This is a genomic window from Noviherbaspirillum suwonense, from assembly GCF_900182955.1.
GTDB lineage: Bacteria > Pseudomonadota > Gammaproteobacteria > Burkholderiales > Burkholderiaceae_D > Noviherbaspirillum_A > Noviherbaspirillum_A suwonense.
This window is the reverse complement of record NZ_FXUL01000012.1, coordinates 14,310-29,243: the sequence shown is the minus strand read 5'-3', so window position 1 is coordinate 29,243 and position 14,934 is coordinate 14,310. Positions and strand designations below refer to the sequence as shown.

Genomic DNA, 14,934 nt, shown 5'->3' with positions numbered 1-14,934 from the left:
CTGGACGGCGCTGCGGCCATTCGTCATTCAGTGGTGGTGGTGCTGGTGCCCGTGCGCTTGCCGCGCCGATGGCGCGGCCGGCGTCCGTTGCGCGCTTGCCGTCTTGATATAGGCAAGCAGCACATCGACGTCTTCTTCGCCCAGCTTCAGGTTGGGCATGCGGACCTGGCGGTATTTGTCAAACAGGGCCTTGGCGGTCGGGTCGCCGGCGGCGAGCACTTTCTCCGGTTCGCGCAGGTACCGATCGAGCCAGCCCCGCTCCCGCCGTTCCGTCACGCCCATCAGGTCCGGCCCGATCCGGTCGCCGTCGCCGATGGTGTGGCATGCCGCACAGCGGCTCTGGAAAGTGAATTGCGCGCGGGTCACGTCGAGCGCCTGTGCGGCGGCATAGCTGGCAGCCGGCGCATCTTTGGCCCAGCCGAAGAAGTTGCCCATGGTGGCGGCGAGGAAGCGCGGGTTGTCGACGGCCGAATTGCGCATCCACTGGCCGGCCGGCTCGTTGCCCAGCATCAGGCTGCTGGCGTGGCCGTCGCGATTGGCCGCGTCGCTGCTGCGCGACAGTCCCAGCTTGCGGGTCACGAGCTTGATGTCGTCCTTCTTCCCGGTCAGGAACAGCCAGCCCGGTCCGACATTGAACTTCTCGGCATAGGCCTTGAGCACCGCAGGCGTGTCATGCTCGGGGTCGATGCTGATCGAGTAGAACAGCACGTCCTTGCCCGCATGTTGCCCGATCAGCCGCTGCACCTCCGCCATTCGCGCCGTCTCCAGCGGACATTCGTCGGTGCAGCTGGTGTAGATCACGTTGATGGCCACGGCTTTCCCCTTGAGCAGGTCATCGTAAAGCCGGACCGGCCTGCCTTCATGCGTGGTAAGCGTCACGTCGGGGAAGTAGTCTGCGCCCCACCTGGCCGCGGCGGACGCGGCGCCTGCGCCCAGGCCGCCGGCCGCGACGACAAGCCCAAGGACGAGCGCCCCGGCGTGCCGGCAGCGCTGCACAGTTCGTTGAAATGTCGGTAAGTTCATGTGCTATTCCCATCGAAAAAGAAGCCGCCGGCCGCGTCGCCATTCCGGCTAGAACTTGGCGGGCTTTAAGTCCAGTTTCATCTTCACGTTGTTGGCGCCGTTGAACGAGACTTCGAACGACGCGATGACGGCGCGCGAGTCCGCCGGGTCGCTCTCCGAGTAAAACGGCAGCGTCACCTCGACGATGTCTTTCGACTTCAGCGGGCGGTGCAGGATGGCCTGCGCGCTGTTGACGTACTGCTTGCCGGTCTTGTTGCCCACCCCCTTGACGTTGCTGAAGTCGATCACCAGTTCAAGCACCTGCGGGCTGTTGAAGACCAGGTCGTCGATGACCTTGCCTTCCACCGCGATGTTGCCGTTGAACTTGACGTTTTCGGCGGCGTCGGAGACGTTGCCGCTGACTGCGACCGACGTCGGCGGGATGGACGTGATCGCCTGGGCCGCCATCGGCGCGGCGATCAGCACGGCTGCCATCAAGGCAGGCGGGACGGCATTGGACAGGCTGCTGCGGAAGCGGTGCATGTTCATGATGAACCTCGGTCTTTGACGGTTGCGTTGCATTGCATTGCGTTGGCTGCAGGCCTCGCCGGACGCGCCTGCTAGGCGCCGTTCGGCAGCACGCTGGCCTGAAACGTGACGCCCTGCGGCGTCGGGATCGGCGTCGGCAGCGGCCTCAGGAACGGCGAGCCGGAATCGTCGATCTCCCAGCGCAGCAGCATCGCGTTGTCTTCATGGACCGTGTTGTGGCAATGCTCCATGAACATCCCGCCCCAGTCGCGAAACTGCAGCGTGATCGTCATCGACCCGCCGGGGCGCAGCCGGAACACGTCTTTCCGGCCCCTTTCCCACAGCGGCACATTGCTCGCCTTGCCGTCGCGCGCGAGAATCTGGGCTTCCTCGAAATGGATGTGGATCGGATGGTCCCAGCCGCCGCCGCCGTTCTTCAGCGTCCAGATTTCCCGGGTGCCCGCCCTCGGCGCCGCGGACACGCGCCCGATGTCCGCCGCCAGCATGGCGCCGCCATCCACTTTCGAGCCCCACGGGCCGGACGCAGCGGTCGAGGTCTTCAGGCTGGCAGCGCCGCTGCCGAACTCGATCGTGCGTTCGCGCGCCACCGGTATCCTCGACAGGTCGGGGTTGGGAATCAGCACCCTGGGCACCTGGCTGGTGTCCGGATAGGCGGCATTGCGGGCGATGCGGAATTCCAGGAAGCGGCCGACGCAGGGGTCGGGCGACTTGCCCGACAGCGCCTCGGTCAGCGACAGATCGTTCGCCACCCGCTTGCCATCCTGGTGCTCGGCCAGGTTGACAAAGTAGACCTTGTCGCCGTTCTTGTAACGCGAGAAATCGATGACGACATCGAAACGCTCCGCGATGCCCTGCTGGTCGAGTTCGGACAGGTAGGCCGGCGCGGGCAGCAGGTTGCCATCGTTGCCGATCTGGATGATCTGCGAGCCGTCGCTGAGCGCCAGCTTGAAGAACCGCGACACCGATGCGTTGAGGATGCGGAAGCGGTACTTGCGCCGCTCGACCTCGAAATAAGGCCGGTACGCAAGGTTCACCGTCATCGTGTCGCCCAGGAAGCCGTCGAAGTCGAAGATGTCGAATGCCATCTGGCCGCTCTGATCGAAGGCTTTGTCCGCCAGCATCAGGTTGACGTCATAGTCCAGGTTGCCCCAGTCCTTGGCCCTGCCGCTGGGCAGCCTCAGGTTCACGCCGTCGTTGATGGTCTCATTGCCGCGGTCCAGCGAGCTGTACAGGTTGAACATGGCCGCGACGCCCTTGTACACATTTTGCGCGGTGAAGCTGAACATGTGGTCATGGAACCAGTGGGTGCTCATGGTCTCATGCCAGTCGCCGGGTAGCTTGGTGATGCCGCCCTTGCCGTCCGGCGTGCCGCACCTGGCGTCGGCTGCCTCGAGATTGATGCTGTTGACGCCGGCGTGGACGATCGGCCAGTGGTAATCGTAGTACTGGCCGGGGAAAAAGAAGGCGCCGGCAAAGCCGTCGTTTTCCGCGCCATGATGGCCATTGTGCTCATGCGTGCTGATGGTGTTGCGGCCAAAGCCGCCATTCTTGGTGATATCGGGATTCAGGTCGTTGTGATGCCTGAACAGCACCGGCTCGCCATACCGGGCGAGCAGCAGCTTGGGCGGCGCGTTGCCCTCGAAGGTCCACAGGTTGCCGGGGTTCTGGACGGGAAACTGCGGATGGAAGCTGCACGGCACCGCGGCCTTCGGATCGATGCCATTGTTCAGCGAACTGTCGACCTGCGGGTTGTAGTCGTAGCATGCCGACGCGCCGCGCTGCCAGACTTCCACGGCCACCTGCGGCGAATATTTCTCCCATCCCTGGTGCGCCCAGATCGGCCCCGGCGGGCGGCCTTCCGCCGGCCCCTTCAAGCCGGTGCTGCCGCCCACGAGCGCAGGCGCGATGTCATAGGTCGCGGTTGTGTTGGCCTCCTTGGTCGGCGCCGGGCTCAGGCTCGACACCGGGTTGCGCTTCAGGACATCGCAGCGCGGCAGCGGCGCGCTGAACGGCTTGACGCCGAATAGCGGACTCAGGGGCAGCCCGGTCGGAATCGAATCGGCCAATGCATTGCCCACGAACGGATTGAGCCCGCCCTTCATTGCCAGCATGCCGCCGGCGGTGAACAGGCCCCACTTCAACAGGTCCCGCCGCGACACCTGCCCATGCGACAAGGCCCTGACGATTTCCTGGCGGTTTTCACGCGCCTTCAACGCTTCCCTGACCTGCTGGGGGGACGCTTTCGTGCTGAGGTACATGCAACAACCCTCCTTGTACAAATTCGAGGCAATAAATGCCCGTGCCGCGCCAATAAATCCCGGCGGCAGGTTAATTCCATTTGCCAGTTAGTCGATTAAGTACAGCGAATAGATGCATATTCGCCGAAATCGGGACGCATTCCCGTTTTGAAGGAATTACAAAAGAAAGCAGTCCGCCGACATAGATTCGCTTTCACCGGACCCGCGCCTTTGATTAAAGTCAAGCCTCGGCAGGTTTAAAAATAACCGTGAAAATTTCGCTACATTCGTCGTCAATGCGGATAGACTTTAGTCCATAGGCTTCACGGGCTTTCGTCCCGTGGCAAGCTGGACTTTCTTCCCCCTGCTTAATCCTGAAAAATTCATAATCCGGATTGAATCGATCATGAAATTTTCATCCTTTGATCATTTCCGTCTTTCAAGTCAATTTCTGATCGCCAGCTTTCCGGTCATTGCGTTGTGCACGATCCTGGTCGGCTCATGGGTCGGCTACACGGTAAAGAACGGCGTGGCGCACCGTCTGGGAGGCGATGCAGCGTTGTATGTTGATACCCTTCTTTCCCATCGGCTGCAATTCAGGCCGGGAACGCACGACCTGACGCCGGCCAGCATCACGGCGCTCGATTCGTTTCTGGTCGACACGGGATTGGAGAAAAAAGTGGCCGCGCTTTATCTTTGGGCGCCTGCGGGAAAATTGATTTATTCCAAAAACAAAACATTGCTCGGAAAGTCATTTCCAGTTAGCGAGGGCCTCTCGGATGCCTACGCAGGAAATATATATTCGGAAATAATTTCGCCATCGAATAATGAGCCGGAAAATGACTTGCGCGACTTGGGCACGCTAATTGAATCCTATGCGCCAATCCGGCGCGAAGGAACTGACGAGATATTGGCAGTCGCCGAGTTTTTCATGACGACGGAAGAACTGAACCGCGAAGCGGAAATGGCTGAACTGGACAGCTGGTTAATTGTCGGCGCGGTATTTGGCGCGGCATATGTTCTTCTTTTCCAGATCGTGCGCAATGGCAGCAACATGATCGACGCCCAGCGCGCCAGCCTTCGTGAAAAGCTTGACCTCGTGACGGCATTAAACGAGCAGAACAGTGTGCTGCACGATAAGGTGAAGTTGGCCGCGGCGCGCGTGACCACCTTGAACGAAGATTTTCTCCACCGGATATCCGCGGATCTGCACGACGGTCCGGCGCAGGACCTTGGCCTGGCGCTGATGAAGGTGGAAACCCTGTGCGACGCCTGCGAAACCTGTCCCAGGAAACAGGAACTGCAGGAACGCAATGACCGTGAATCGCCGACCGTGCGCGCATTGCTGAAGGCGGCATTGGGCGAGCTGCGCACCATCGCCGCCGGCCTGCAGCTGCCTGACCTGGAAACGCTGTCGATCCGTCAGGTCGTCATGCGATCGGTGCATGACTACCAGATCAAGGTCCACATGCCGGTCGACGTCGTCATGCCCGAGGAAGAGCGCGACGTGATCCTGCCGGTGAAGATCACGCTGTATCGTATCCTGCAGGAGTCGCTGCTGAACGGGTACCGGCACGCCAATGGCGTGAACCAGAGAGTCGAGCTGTGGTATGACGACAGCTGCGTGCATGTCAGGATCGCCGACGGCGGCATGGGTTTCGACCTCGAGGCGGTGCCGGAGCACGGGCACCTCGGCATCAAGGGCATGCGCGAGCGGGTTGAAGCGCTTGGCGGGGATTTCGGGCTGCATACCTGCCCCGGGCACGGGACGGTCATCCAGGCGGGATTGCCGTTCAGGGTCAGGAGCGATGAACATGCCTGAAAACATCCGCGTGGTCGTGGTGGACGATCATCCCATTTTCCGGCAGGGCGTCGTGCATGCACTGGGCAGCGCCGGGCAGATAACGGTCGTCGGCGAAGCCGGCTCGGGCGAAGCCGCGCTGGCCATGGTGCAGGAGCTGATGCCCGACGTGGTCCTGCTCGACATTCATATGCCAGGCTGGGACGGCCTGGTCAGCACCGAAAAGATATCGGCCGCCTGCCCCGCCACGGCGATCGTGATCCTGACCAGCTCGGAGGACCGGGACAAGCTGCTGAAAGCCTTCAAGGCGGGCGCCAGGGCCTATGTGCTGAAAGGGGTGTCGAGCCAGGAGCTGGCAAAGGTGATACGGACGGTCGCGGCCGGCGATGCCTATGTGACGCCGTCGCTTGCCGCGCATATGCTGCTCGCCATGAACAGCGGGGCGGACGCCGATCCGCTGGAAGACCTGACCGAGCGCGAGTACCGCATCCTGTCCATGATCGGTTCGGGCATGAAAAATCGCGAGATCGGCGACGAGCTGAACCTGTCCGAGAAAACGATCAAGCGCTACGTCACCAACATCCTGCAAAAACTGCAGGTGCGCAGCCGCGTCGAGGCGGCGGTGCTCGCGTCCCGCTATCTGTCCGACAAGGGGAATTGACGCAGCCGGCGCCGTCGCAGCCGACAATGGCGCGGCGCTCCTGCGGCGGAAGCACAGCCGGTTGGGCAAAGCCCGCGGAACGTCCATGCGCCGTTGACGCCTAGTGGCAACGGCCGGCCTTCGGAAACTGGCGCCTGCACCGTTTCAGCAGGTAGGCGCGGACCAGACGTTCTCCCTATCCTGCTTCAGGATGCAGGGTTTTCCTGAACTGCGACACGCCGTCCAGGTTGATCAGCTCGACCGAGAGCGTCCTTGAATGCGGGTCGATATCGACTTCGCCGAAGAACTGGAAGCCGGCGAAAGGCGATGCGCCCTGGGCATCCGGTCCTTTCTGGAACACGGCAGTTGGACCAAAGGTGCGATCGAGCTTATTTGGGCCGAATGAGCCGGCATTCATCGGGCCGGCAACGAATTCCCAGAACCCGGAAAAGTCGTTGAACGTCGCCTGGGCCGGGTCGTAGTAATGCGCCGCGCAATAATGCACGTCAGCGGTAACCCATACGACGTTCTTGACTGTCCTGATGCTCTTCAGAAGACGGGCTATTTCCAGCTCGCGCCCTGTTGCGGGGCCATCGTCGCCATTGGCCACCGCCTCCCACTTGTCATTTCCCTGCGCATCCTTGCCGTCACCGACATAGAGGCCGACCGGCATGTCGGCGGCAATCACTTTCCAGGTCGCCGAAGAATTCAGGAGTTCGGAAATGAGCCAGTCGATCTGCGCGCCGCCGAGGAATGCCGTTGCGTCGCTTTCGGATGTCTGGCGGTTGGCGGAATTCGGGCCGCGGTAGCTGCGCATGTCGAGAACGAACACGTCGAGGAGCGGGCCGTAAGGAATCTTCCGGTAGATCCGCCGTGGTTCAGCCTGGCTGTAGAACCGCATGGGCGCGTATTCGAGAAACGCCCGTTGCCCACGCGCTGCAAGAACATTCACATCCTTCACCGAATACCGTGCATCTGCCGACAGGTCCTTGGACGCGCTGTAGTTGTTGGTCACTTCATGATCATCCCATTGCCATATCTGGGGCACCTCTGCGGCGAATTTCTGGAAGTTTGCGTCCATCATGTTATAGGACTGCCGGCCGCGATACTCCCTGAGCGTCTCGGCGACCTTGCTGACTTCGGGCGTGACGATGTTTTTCCATATCCGGCCATTCTCGGCCCTGACTTCGGCAAGGATCGGGCCGTCGGCATAGATCGTGTCGCCGCTGTGTATGAAGAAATCGGGATTGCGACGACGCATCGCTTCATAAATCTTCATGCCGCCGAATTCCGTATTGATGCCCCAACCCTGCCCTGCATTGTCGCCGCTCCAGTGAAAGCGAACCGGCCGCTTCCGGTGCGCGTGCGGTGCTGTCTGAAATTGACCGGAATGCACCTCGCTCCGTATCCGGCGGTCGTGGGGATCGACGTAATGGACCCGCGTAAAGATTGTCTGGCCAGGAGGCAAGTCCACGAGGTCGATGCGGGTCGTGTAATCGGTCTCCGCTGTCGCATACGGACCTTCAATGCGCAGCGGATGATGGAACCGGTCGGTGGTGTCATATTCAACGATCATGCGCGCGTTCCGGTCGCTGCGTCCCCACACAATGGCCCGGCCATCGGCGACATCGCCGAACTGTATTCCTGACGGAAGCGCCGGCCGTTCGCCTTCGCTGGGACCAATCATGGGCGCATGGCCCTTCCAGCCGGCATGGGCAACATTGGGCAAAGAAGACGTCAGGATCGTGCCGCCGGCAAGTGCGCCAGCGCCGGTCAGAAATTTGCGGCGTGATAGGGAAGATGTCATTGCAGCTCCTCGCTTGGAAAACGACGAGGCTAGACGCGCAATGTGACTTCCCTATGAATCGATGCCGAAGTCTGCAAATCCCCGCTTCGTTCTTGCGACAAGTCGACGCGTCGACGGACCGGCCGCGGTCGCCTGCATGCGCAGGGGCGCGGCAATCCAACCAGGCTGGGTTCAGCAATAGCACTGTCCCGGCAGAAGCCCGCCGCCCGCATTGCGCTCCCAGGGTGCATCGCTGGACACCTCGATTCTGGCTTCTCCGATTCGAAGCACTTCGCCGCGCGGCGCATTGTCTCCGCTTACCCGCACGATCGAAAGAACGACTTCCTTCAACCCTGACGACGATAGTCCCGCCAGCACTTCCGTGGCTGGCAGCTCCAGCTTCGGCTGTCCATGATGCGACGCGCCGGCAATCTCGAAGGGACCCACCGTTCCCAGGAAATGTTTCTGGCGAATTTCGGCGACATCGCCGGCTGCCGGCAGATTGACATAGACGTTATAGAAGAAACCGCCTTTTGCTCCGGCGCCGCGCAGCTGGAGGTTATCGAGCACCACCTTGACCGAGCGGGAGGCGCCCGCTTTCGCTATGCCCGATTGCGCAGCCGCGCCAACCGCCGCCGAGATCGCATCCCGGACCGTCTGGAGGTGGGACGCCGCCAGCGGCAGTTGCAGGCTGGCCGACGATTCGCCCAGTCTCGCATTCAGGACGCCTCCCAGCGATCGACTGGTCGCCGAGATGGTGCGCGGTACTGCGACGGGCAAGTCCGCGACGGCGGGACGGGTCATTGCAGGTTCCAGTTGCGCTTGTACCAGCTTGAACGGGCTGCCGGCCTTTGCAAGCGGCGGCAGAACGCTGGGCGGCGTGACGTTTGCATAGTCATTGCCCAGCCATCCGGGATAGTACGCAAGGTATTTCGGCATGGTCAGCGTCGACGCGTAGGTAAACGAGCCGGCCCAGTATGGGCTGCTGTTCGCCGCGTTGTACGGATTGCTCGTCGCCGGTATGCCTTTCCCGTTGGGCATGGCCCACGCATGCCACAGCCGGTCGATCTGCGCATGGTGCAGGTAGAAGATCGGGTCGTTCGGAGACTGCATCGTCGCCATGATGCCGCCGATCAGATTGTGCACCGGGTTATGCGGCGCCGATTCGATGAGCGGCTCGAACGCGTTCGTCGTGCCGCGTTGGAAGTTCCACACCGCCGAAGCAAAAGGCGATAGCGACAGCGCGTTGTAAACACTGGTGCCGGTGCGCGGCACATACAGCGGATTGTTCGTCGACGGATCGGTGAATTCCGCAGGCATGGTTGGATATTTGTAATAGTCCCAATACGGCAGATTAAGCGTATTGTCCCCGGATACCACGCGCAGCTGCTGCTCGAGGTAGTGAATATAGCCACGGTGCCAGGCCAGGAAGTACGGTATGCCGTGGGGGCAGTAATTGACATGCACGTTGGTCCAGTACGTCCACGACGCAGGACTGAGGGCATTGGTGTTGGCGCGCATGGTATGCACGGCATTGATGAACGACGCATATTGCGTGGTGGTCTTGAATTGCTGCCATTCCAGGCGTATCGCCGTGGTGCTTTGGGAAAACGCTATGTTCGGAAAAGTTACCAGTGCGATGGCGGATCCGGATCTCTTCAGAAAATCGCGCCGACCAATGAGCAGGGATGCCATTTGACACCTCCATGGAAATTTCGCGCATGCTGTATCGGGTAAGGACAGTCACCCGATGCCGGTTTATGGAACAAAGCATCAGCAGGATTTAAGTATTGGGCAATAAAAACGGCCCTACCTGATATTTATCAGATAGGTTGTTATTCAAATACTGGGACGTTCCGTTGCGCAACGCCTCGCGTCATATCGCAATGACGATCGCCGATTTTCGTAAATGGAAGGCAGATGAATCCCGTGGCAAGCGTTGCCCTGACAGTCGACTGGTCGACTGGTCGACTGGTCGACTGGTCCACGCGCCAGGCTGGCCGAATCCGGACGCGGGCGCCTGCCGCTAAGGCTGGCCCAGGAAGTCCAGCGTCACCGCCGTCAATGCACGGGCGCCAACCGCAAGCGAGGCCTCGTCGATTTCGAATTTGGGCGAGTGGTTGGGTGCGGCGGTATTCGGATCCTGCTTCGGGCCTGTCGAACCCAGGAAGAAAAACACGCCCGGGACTTTTTTCTGGAATTCCGAAAAATCTTCCGACGCGCTCAGCTTGGGGGCAAGGACGGCTTTGCCGCCTGTCACCTGCTTCATGGTCGGCAGCATCCGGGCGGTCAGGTTTTCGTCATTGACCGTGGCCGAATAGACCGGCTTCATGAAGTTGACCTCGGCCTTCGCGCCGCTGGCCTGCGCAATGGATTCGGCGGTGATCTTCATTCGCTTCAGCGTGTCGTCCCGCATCGCGTCGTCGAAGGTACGCACCGTGCCGAGCAGTTCGACGCTTTCGGGAATGATGTTCTCCCGATTGCCCCCGTGAAGCGAGCCGATCGAAATGACAGCCGCTTCCTTCGACAGGTTGAGCTGGCGGCTGACGATGGTTTGCAAACCCATGATGATTTGCGCGGTGCTCACGACCGGGTCGATGCCGTTCCACGGAAAGCCGCCATGGGTCTGCTTGCCGGTCACCTTTATCGAAAACGAATCGCCGGAGGCCAGTATCGGGCCAGGACGGTAAGCAATGGTGCCGGCCGCGAAACCAGGTATCAGGTGCAGGCCGACAACCGCATCCACCTTCGGATTGTCCAGGACGCCGGCTTCCACCATTGCCAGCGCGCCAATGTGCCCATCCTTGCCGTGCGCCACCTCGGACGGGCCTTCTTCCGCTGGCTGGAAAATGAATTTGACGCTGCCCTGGATCTGGTCCTTCATGCCCGCCAGGACTTCGGCAGTCGCCATCAGGATCGCCGTGTGCCCATCGTGGCCGCAGGCATGCATCACGTCGACTTCCTTGCCCATGTGCTTGCCCCTGGCCCTGGATGCGAACGGCAGGTCGACCATTTCCTTGACCGGCAACGCATCCATGTCGGCGCGCAGCGCGATCACGCGGCCAGGCTGGCGGCCCTTGAGCAAGCCCACCACCCCGGTGCCGCCCACGCCAGTCCTGACCTCGAGGCCCAGGCTGCGCAGATGCGCAGCCACGAGTGCCGCCGTGCGGTGCTCCTGGTTGGAAAGCTCCGGGTGCTCATGGATATCCCGGCGCCATCCGACCATCTTCGTTTCGACCGCGGAAACCCGGGTGCCTATCGTTGCAAGTAACTGCTCGTCGATTGCCTGCGCCGACGTCACGGCGCCAGCCAAGGCGAGTCCAAGAGCCAGGAAAACAGGGGTGCGTTGCATTGCTCGTCTCCTTCGTTAATGTCCGGGGCCTGCCGGCATCGGCGTGCGGTCTGGCAGCGCTGCAAACGATACGCTTTCGATTACCATGCGTCTAATGCATTAGAAGCGCATATCTGATTACCTGGAGTAATGGATGGACCTGCACCACCTGCGCTACCTGCTCGCCCTGGCCGAGCACCAGTCGTTCCGCAAGGCAGCCGACGCATTGTTCCTGACACAACCGGCCCTGAGCCGCAGCTTGCAGGCGCTGGAGCAGGAATTGGGCGTACCCCTGATAGACCGGAAGGGACGGCGCAATACGCTGACAGCCTACGGGCGCCAGGTGGAGCAGAGCGCCCGGCGCATCCTGTCGGAGACGGCCGAACTGCGGCGCAGCGTGGCGCAACTGAAAGACGGGTCGCTGGGCACGATCAGCGTCGGCTTCGGTCCGACGCCGGCCGCCATCCTGATGACGCCGTTCCTGCGCCAGATGGCGGCCGCCTATCCCAGGGTCCAGGTCAACGTGTCCCGCGGCTCGGTCGACCTGCTCGTGCAGGCGCTGCGCAGCGAGACGGTGGACATCATCGCGGTCGACCTGCGCGCCCTGCCCTCATCGCCGGACCTGGACGTGGCATTGCTTCCGCCGCTGCGGGGCGGCTTCCTGTGCCGCGCCGGTCACCCGCTGCTGGATTACGCCTCGATCGACCTGTCCATGCTGCGCGAACATCCAGTGATCTCGACGCCGCTCAGCGACGAAATCAGCCGCGGCCTGGTCGTCGAGCTGGGCGCCAATGCCCACCCGACGCGCCTGATGACCATCAGCAGCGAGGATATCCCCAGCCTGCTCGACATCGTTGAAACCACGGAAGCCGTGTTCTTCGGGATCTTCCGGTGCGCGAAGTCACGCATCGAGGAAGGCCGCGTCAGGGAAATACAGGTGGCGCCGCACGCGGAGCGGCTGGGCCGGTATGCGCTGGCAAGCGTGGCCGGGCGCAGCGAATTGCCGGTGGTGGACGCGTTCCGCGACTTTGCGCATCGCCATTTCGGCGAATGACAGCATGGGCCGCAGCGGCAGCCCGCCCGCTCAGTCGTCCAGCGTTTCCTGCGTATGCGGGACGCCTTCCGATCGGTACAGGCTGTAGATGAGGTCGAGCAGGGAGCGGATGGCTTCCGATTTGTCCAGCGCGCGGATGCTCATGATGATGGGCGAAGTCAGGTTCGGCTCATCCATCGGCTTGTAGCAGACATCACTGCGCTTCAGGCCAAGCACGCTTTTCGGGACGATGGACACGCCCATCCCGGCGGCGACCAGTCCCAGCGCCACCTGCAGCTCCCTTACCTCCAGGGTATCGACCGGCGACAGCCCGTGGTCGCGGAAAGCAGCCAGGACCTGGTCGGCGAAGCTCGGACGCGGCGTCTTGGGGAACACGATCAGCTTGTCGTTGACGAACTCGCGCAGGTAAAGGCCGCGGTCCAGGAAGCTCAGCGGATGGCCCATCGGCAAGGCTGCGATCAGCGCTTCCTCGCGCAGCAGGATGCGGCGGATGTTCGGGTCTTCATGCCGGATGCGCCCGATCCCGACATCGATGCGGCCCTCCTTCAGACCCTTGATCTGCTCCATGGTCGTCATCTCATGCAGCGTCACCTCGGTGGTCGGCTGCGCTGCCTTGAAACGGCGCACGACCTCTGGCAGAAAGCCGAAAAGCGTGGAGCCGACAAAGCCGATGGAAAACTTGCGCTCGATCTTGCCGATGCGCCGGGTCATCGACAGCACTTCCGCGCCCTGCGCCAGCAGCTGCACTGCATGGCCGTAAAAGAAGTGCCCGGCCTCGGTCAGTTCAAGCGGGCGCGAGCCGCGCACCACCAGCGCGACGCCGACCATTTCCTCGAGCTGCTGGATCTGCCGGCTCAACGGCGGCTGGGCAATGTGCAGCCGTTCGGCCGCGCGCGTGAAGTTGCGTTCCTCGGCAACCGCCACGAAGTAGCGCAAGTGCCGTAGCTCCATGGGAATACCTTTTAGGTATGAAAAAAATACTGAATCGGTGTTGGACGCGCTTATGGCGGCTATCTATTCTACGAATACCAGCAATTCACCGGGTTATACCTGACTACCATGATCCAAGCAATTGAAACGATCCTCGCCGACATCCCGACCGTCCGCGCCCACAAACTCTCGGTCGCGACGATGCAGTCGCAGACGCTGGTGCTGGTGCGCATACGCTGCCGCGACGGCATCGAAGGCTGGGGCGAGGCGACCACCATCGGCGGCCTGAACTACGGCGACGAAAGCCCGGAAAGCATCAAGGTCAATATCGACACCCATATCGCGCCGCTGCTGCTGGGCATGACGGCAGACAATGTCGCCGCCTGCATGGCCAGGGTGCGCAAGGTCATACAGGGCAACCGCTTCGCCAAGTGCGCGATCGAAACCGCATTGATGGACGCCCAGGGCAAGCGGCTTGGCGTCCCGGTCAGCGACCTGCTCGGCGGGCGGCTGCGCGATGCGCTGCCCGTGGCCTGGACCCTGGCCAGCGGCGACACCAGGAAAGACATCGCCGAAGCCGAAGCAATGCTGGAGCAGCGCCGGCACCGCATCTTCAAGCTCAAGATCGGCGCAAGGAGCGTCGAGGACGACGTGCGGCATGTGCTGGCCATCAAGAAGGCGCTGGGCGACGCGGTCAGCATCCGGGTCGACGTCAACATGGCATGGTCCGAACTGGAGGCGCAGCAGGGCATCGCCGCGCTGCAAGCCGGCGGCATCGACTTGATCGAACAGCCGGTACGTTCGGAACAGAGCGCCGCGCTGGCCAGGCTGTCGCGCCGCTTCACCGTGCCGATGATGGCCGACGAGGCGCTGAAGGGCCCGCTGTCGGCATTGTCCCTGGTGGGCGAAGCCGCCGCGAGCGTCTTCGCGATCAAGATTGCCCAGTCCGGCGGCCTGGTGCCGGCCCGCCTGGCCGCCGACATCGCGCAGCTGGCCGGCGTGAGCCTGTATGGCGGCACCATGCTCGAAGGCGCCGTCGGCACCGCCGCCTCGGCCCACCTGTTTTCGACCTTCGACGACCTGTCCTTTGGCACCGAGCTGTTTGGCCCGCTGCTGCTGACCCAGGAGATCCTGGCCGAGCCGCTGGTCTACCGCGACTTCATGCTGCAGGTGCCGACCGGCCCGGGCCTCGGCATACAGGTCGACATGGACAGGCTTGACGCGCTGCGCCGCCGCTAGGCCTTTACCCAATCAATTATTAACCGATCACACCGGAGGATCCGATCATGCTGTTCCACGTCCGCATGGATGTCCGTCTGCCTCATGACATGCCCGAGGAAAAGGCGGCCGAACTCAAGCGCGTTGAAAAAGCCCGCGCCGCCGAACTGCAGCAAGCCGGCACCTGGCGTCACCTGTGGCGCATTGCCGGCCAGTACTCGAACGTCAGCATTTTCGATGTCCGGGACAACGACGAGCTGCATGCGGTGCTGTCGATGCTGCCGCTGTTCCCCTTCATGCAGATCGAGGTGATGGCTCTGCTGCGCCATCCGTCATCGATCCGTGACGGCGACCGCTGAGTCGCCGCCTACCTACCCGCAGCAAGA

At 62.1% G+C, this 14,934-nt stretch carries 12 protein-coding genes; 5 read left to right on the top strand and 7 right to left on the bottom strand.

Annotated elements, in window-relative coordinates; translation table 11 throughout:
* Window positions 1–27: 27 nt before the first annotated feature.
* The 3 genes from QOL82_RS15635 to QOL82_RS15625 all read right to left on the bottom strand — a co-directional run bounded on the left by QOL82_RS15635 (window position 28) and on the right by QOL82_RS15625 (window position 3,809).
* Window positions 28–1,023: an SCO family protein gene (locus QOL82_RS15635; RefSeq protein WP_283443226.1), complete on the bottom strand. Its 996-nt coding sequence runs from the start codon at window positions 1,021–1,023 to the stop codon at window positions 28–30.
* Between the two features lie 48 nt (window positions 1,024–1,071).
* The gene (locus QOL82_RS15630; RefSeq protein ID WP_283443225.1) at window positions 1,072–1,551 is read right to left on the bottom strand and encodes a hypothetical protein; all 480 of its coding nucleotides are present in this window, start codon (window positions 1,549–1,551) and stop codon (window positions 1,072–1,074) included.
* Between the two features lie 71 nt (window positions 1,552–1,622).
* A complete protein-coding gene (locus tag QOL82_RS15625; RefSeq protein ID WP_283443224.1) occupies window positions 1,623–3,809 on the bottom strand; it encodes a multicopper oxidase family protein in 2,187 nt (728 codons plus the stop codon).
* Between the two features lie 385 nt (window positions 3,810–4,194).
* Here QOL82_RS15625 and QOL82_RS15620 point away from each other — a divergent pair, with 385 nt between their 5' ends.
* Window positions 4,195–5,610, top strand: a complete 1,416-nt coding sequence (locus tag QOL82_RS15620) for a sensor histidine kinase (protein WP_283443223.1) — start codon at window positions 4,195–4,197, stop codon at window positions 5,608–5,610.
* Window positions 5,603–6,250, top strand: a complete 648-nt coding sequence (locus QOL82_RS15615; protein WP_283443222.1) for a response regulator — start codon at window positions 5,603–5,605, stop codon at window positions 6,248–6,250. The genes QOL82_RS15620 and QOL82_RS15615 overlap by 8 nt, the downstream gene beginning before the upstream one ends.
* A gap of 175 nt (window positions 6,251–6,425) precedes the next feature.
* Here QOL82_RS15615 and QOL82_RS15610 read toward each other — a convergent pair whose 3' ends face one another.
* The 3 genes from QOL82_RS15610 to QOL82_RS15600 all read right to left on the bottom strand — a co-directional run bounded on the left by QOL82_RS15610 (window position 6,426) and on the right by QOL82_RS15600 (window position 11,367).
* A complete protein-coding gene (locus QOL82_RS15610; protein WP_283443221.1) occupies window positions 6,426–8,036 on the bottom strand; it encodes an alkaline phosphatase D family protein in 1,611 nt (536 codons plus the stop codon).
* Window positions 8,037–8,207: 171 nt separating this feature from the next.
* Window positions 8,208–9,710: a tyrosinase family protein gene (locus QOL82_RS15605; RefSeq protein ID WP_283443220.1), complete on the bottom strand. Its 1,503-nt coding sequence runs from the start codon at window positions 9,708–9,710 to the stop codon at window positions 8,208–8,210.
* A gap of 331 nt (window positions 9,711–10,041) precedes the next feature.
* Window positions 10,042–11,367, bottom strand: coding sequence for an amidohydrolase (locus QOL82_RS15600; protein WP_283443219.1), 1,326 nt, complete (start codon window positions 11,365–11,367; stop codon window positions 10,042–10,044).
* Window positions 11,368–11,500: 133 nt separating this feature from the next.
* On the opposite strand from QOL82_RS15600, the gene QOL82_RS15595 reads away from it, so the two are divergent.
* A complete protein-coding gene (locus QOL82_RS15595; protein WP_283443218.1) occupies window positions 11,501–12,400 on the top strand; it encodes a LysR family transcriptional regulator in 900 nt (299 codons plus the stop codon).
* Window positions 12,401–12,430: 30 nt separating this feature from the next.
* On the opposite strand, the gene QOL82_RS15590 is transcribed toward QOL82_RS15595, so the two are convergent.
* Entirely contained in the window at window positions 12,431–13,351 is a 921-nt protein-coding gene (locus QOL82_RS15590) for a LysR family transcriptional regulator (RefSeq protein WP_283443217.1), read from the bottom strand.
* A 108-nt stretch (window positions 13,352–13,459) separates the two neighbouring features.
* On the opposite strand from QOL82_RS15590, the gene QOL82_RS15585 reads away from it, so the two are divergent.
* Window positions 13,460–14,569: a muconate/chloromuconate family cycloisomerase gene (locus QOL82_RS15585; protein ID WP_283443216.1), complete on the top strand. Its 1,110-nt coding sequence runs from the start codon at window positions 13,460–13,462 to the stop codon at window positions 14,567–14,569.
* 47 nt (window positions 14,570–14,616) lie between these two features.
* On the top strand, window positions 14,617–14,907 hold the full coding sequence (gene catC / locus QOL82_RS15580) for a muconolactone Delta-isomerase (protein WP_283443215.1): 291 nt from the start codon (window positions 14,617–14,619) through the stop codon (window positions 14,905–14,907).
* The last annotated feature ends 27 nt before the right edge of the window (window positions 14,908–14,934 follow it).

Bases quoted from the DNA above. Each gene is read 5' to 3' on its own strand.
- catC (WP_283443215.1), top strand. From the start codon at position 14,617: ATGCTGTTCCACGTCCGCATGGATGTCCGTCTGCCTCATGACATGCCC.
- QOL82_RS15595 (WP_283443218.1), top strand. From the start codon at position 11,501: ATGGACCTGCACCACCTGCGCTACCTGCTCGCCCTGGCCGAGCACCAG.
- QOL82_RS15605 (WP_283443220.1), bottom strand. From the start codon at position 9,710: ATGGCATCCCTGCTCATTGGTCGGCGCGATTTTCTGAAGAGATCCGGA.
- QOL82_RS15620 (WP_283443223.1), top strand. From the start codon at position 4,195: ATGAAATTTTCATCCTTTGATCATTTCCGTCTTTCAAGTCAATTTCTG.
- QOL82_RS15615 (WP_283443222.1), top strand. From the start codon at position 5,603: ATGCCTGAAAACATCCGCGTGGTCGTGGTGGACGATCATCCCATTTTC.
- QOL82_RS15610 (WP_283443221.1), bottom strand. From the start codon at position 8,036: ATGACATCTTCCCTATCACGCCGCAAATTTCTGACCGGCGCTGGCGCA.
- QOL82_RS15600 (WP_283443219.1), bottom strand. From the start codon at position 11,367: ATGCAACGCACCCCTGTTTTCCTGGCTCTTGGACTCGCCTTGGCTGGC.
- QOL82_RS15630 (WP_283443225.1), bottom strand. From the start codon at position 1,551: ATGAACATGCACCGCTTCCGCAGCAGCCTGTCCAATGCCGTCCCGCCT.
- QOL82_RS15585 (WP_283443216.1), top strand. From the start codon at position 13,460: ATGATCCAAGCAATTGAAACGATCCTCGCCGACATCCCGACCGTCCGC.
- QOL82_RS15625 (WP_283443224.1), bottom strand. From the start codon at position 3,809: ATGTACCTCAGCACGAAAGCGTCCCCCCAGCAGGTCAGGGAAGCGTTG.
- QOL82_RS15590 (WP_283443217.1), bottom strand. From the start codon at position 13,351: ATGGAGCTACGGCACTTGCGCTACTTCGTGGCGGTTGCCGAGGAACGC.
- QOL82_RS15635 (WP_283443226.1), bottom strand. From the start codon at position 1,023: ATGAACTTACCGACATTTCAACGAACTGTGCAGCGCTGCCGGCACGCC.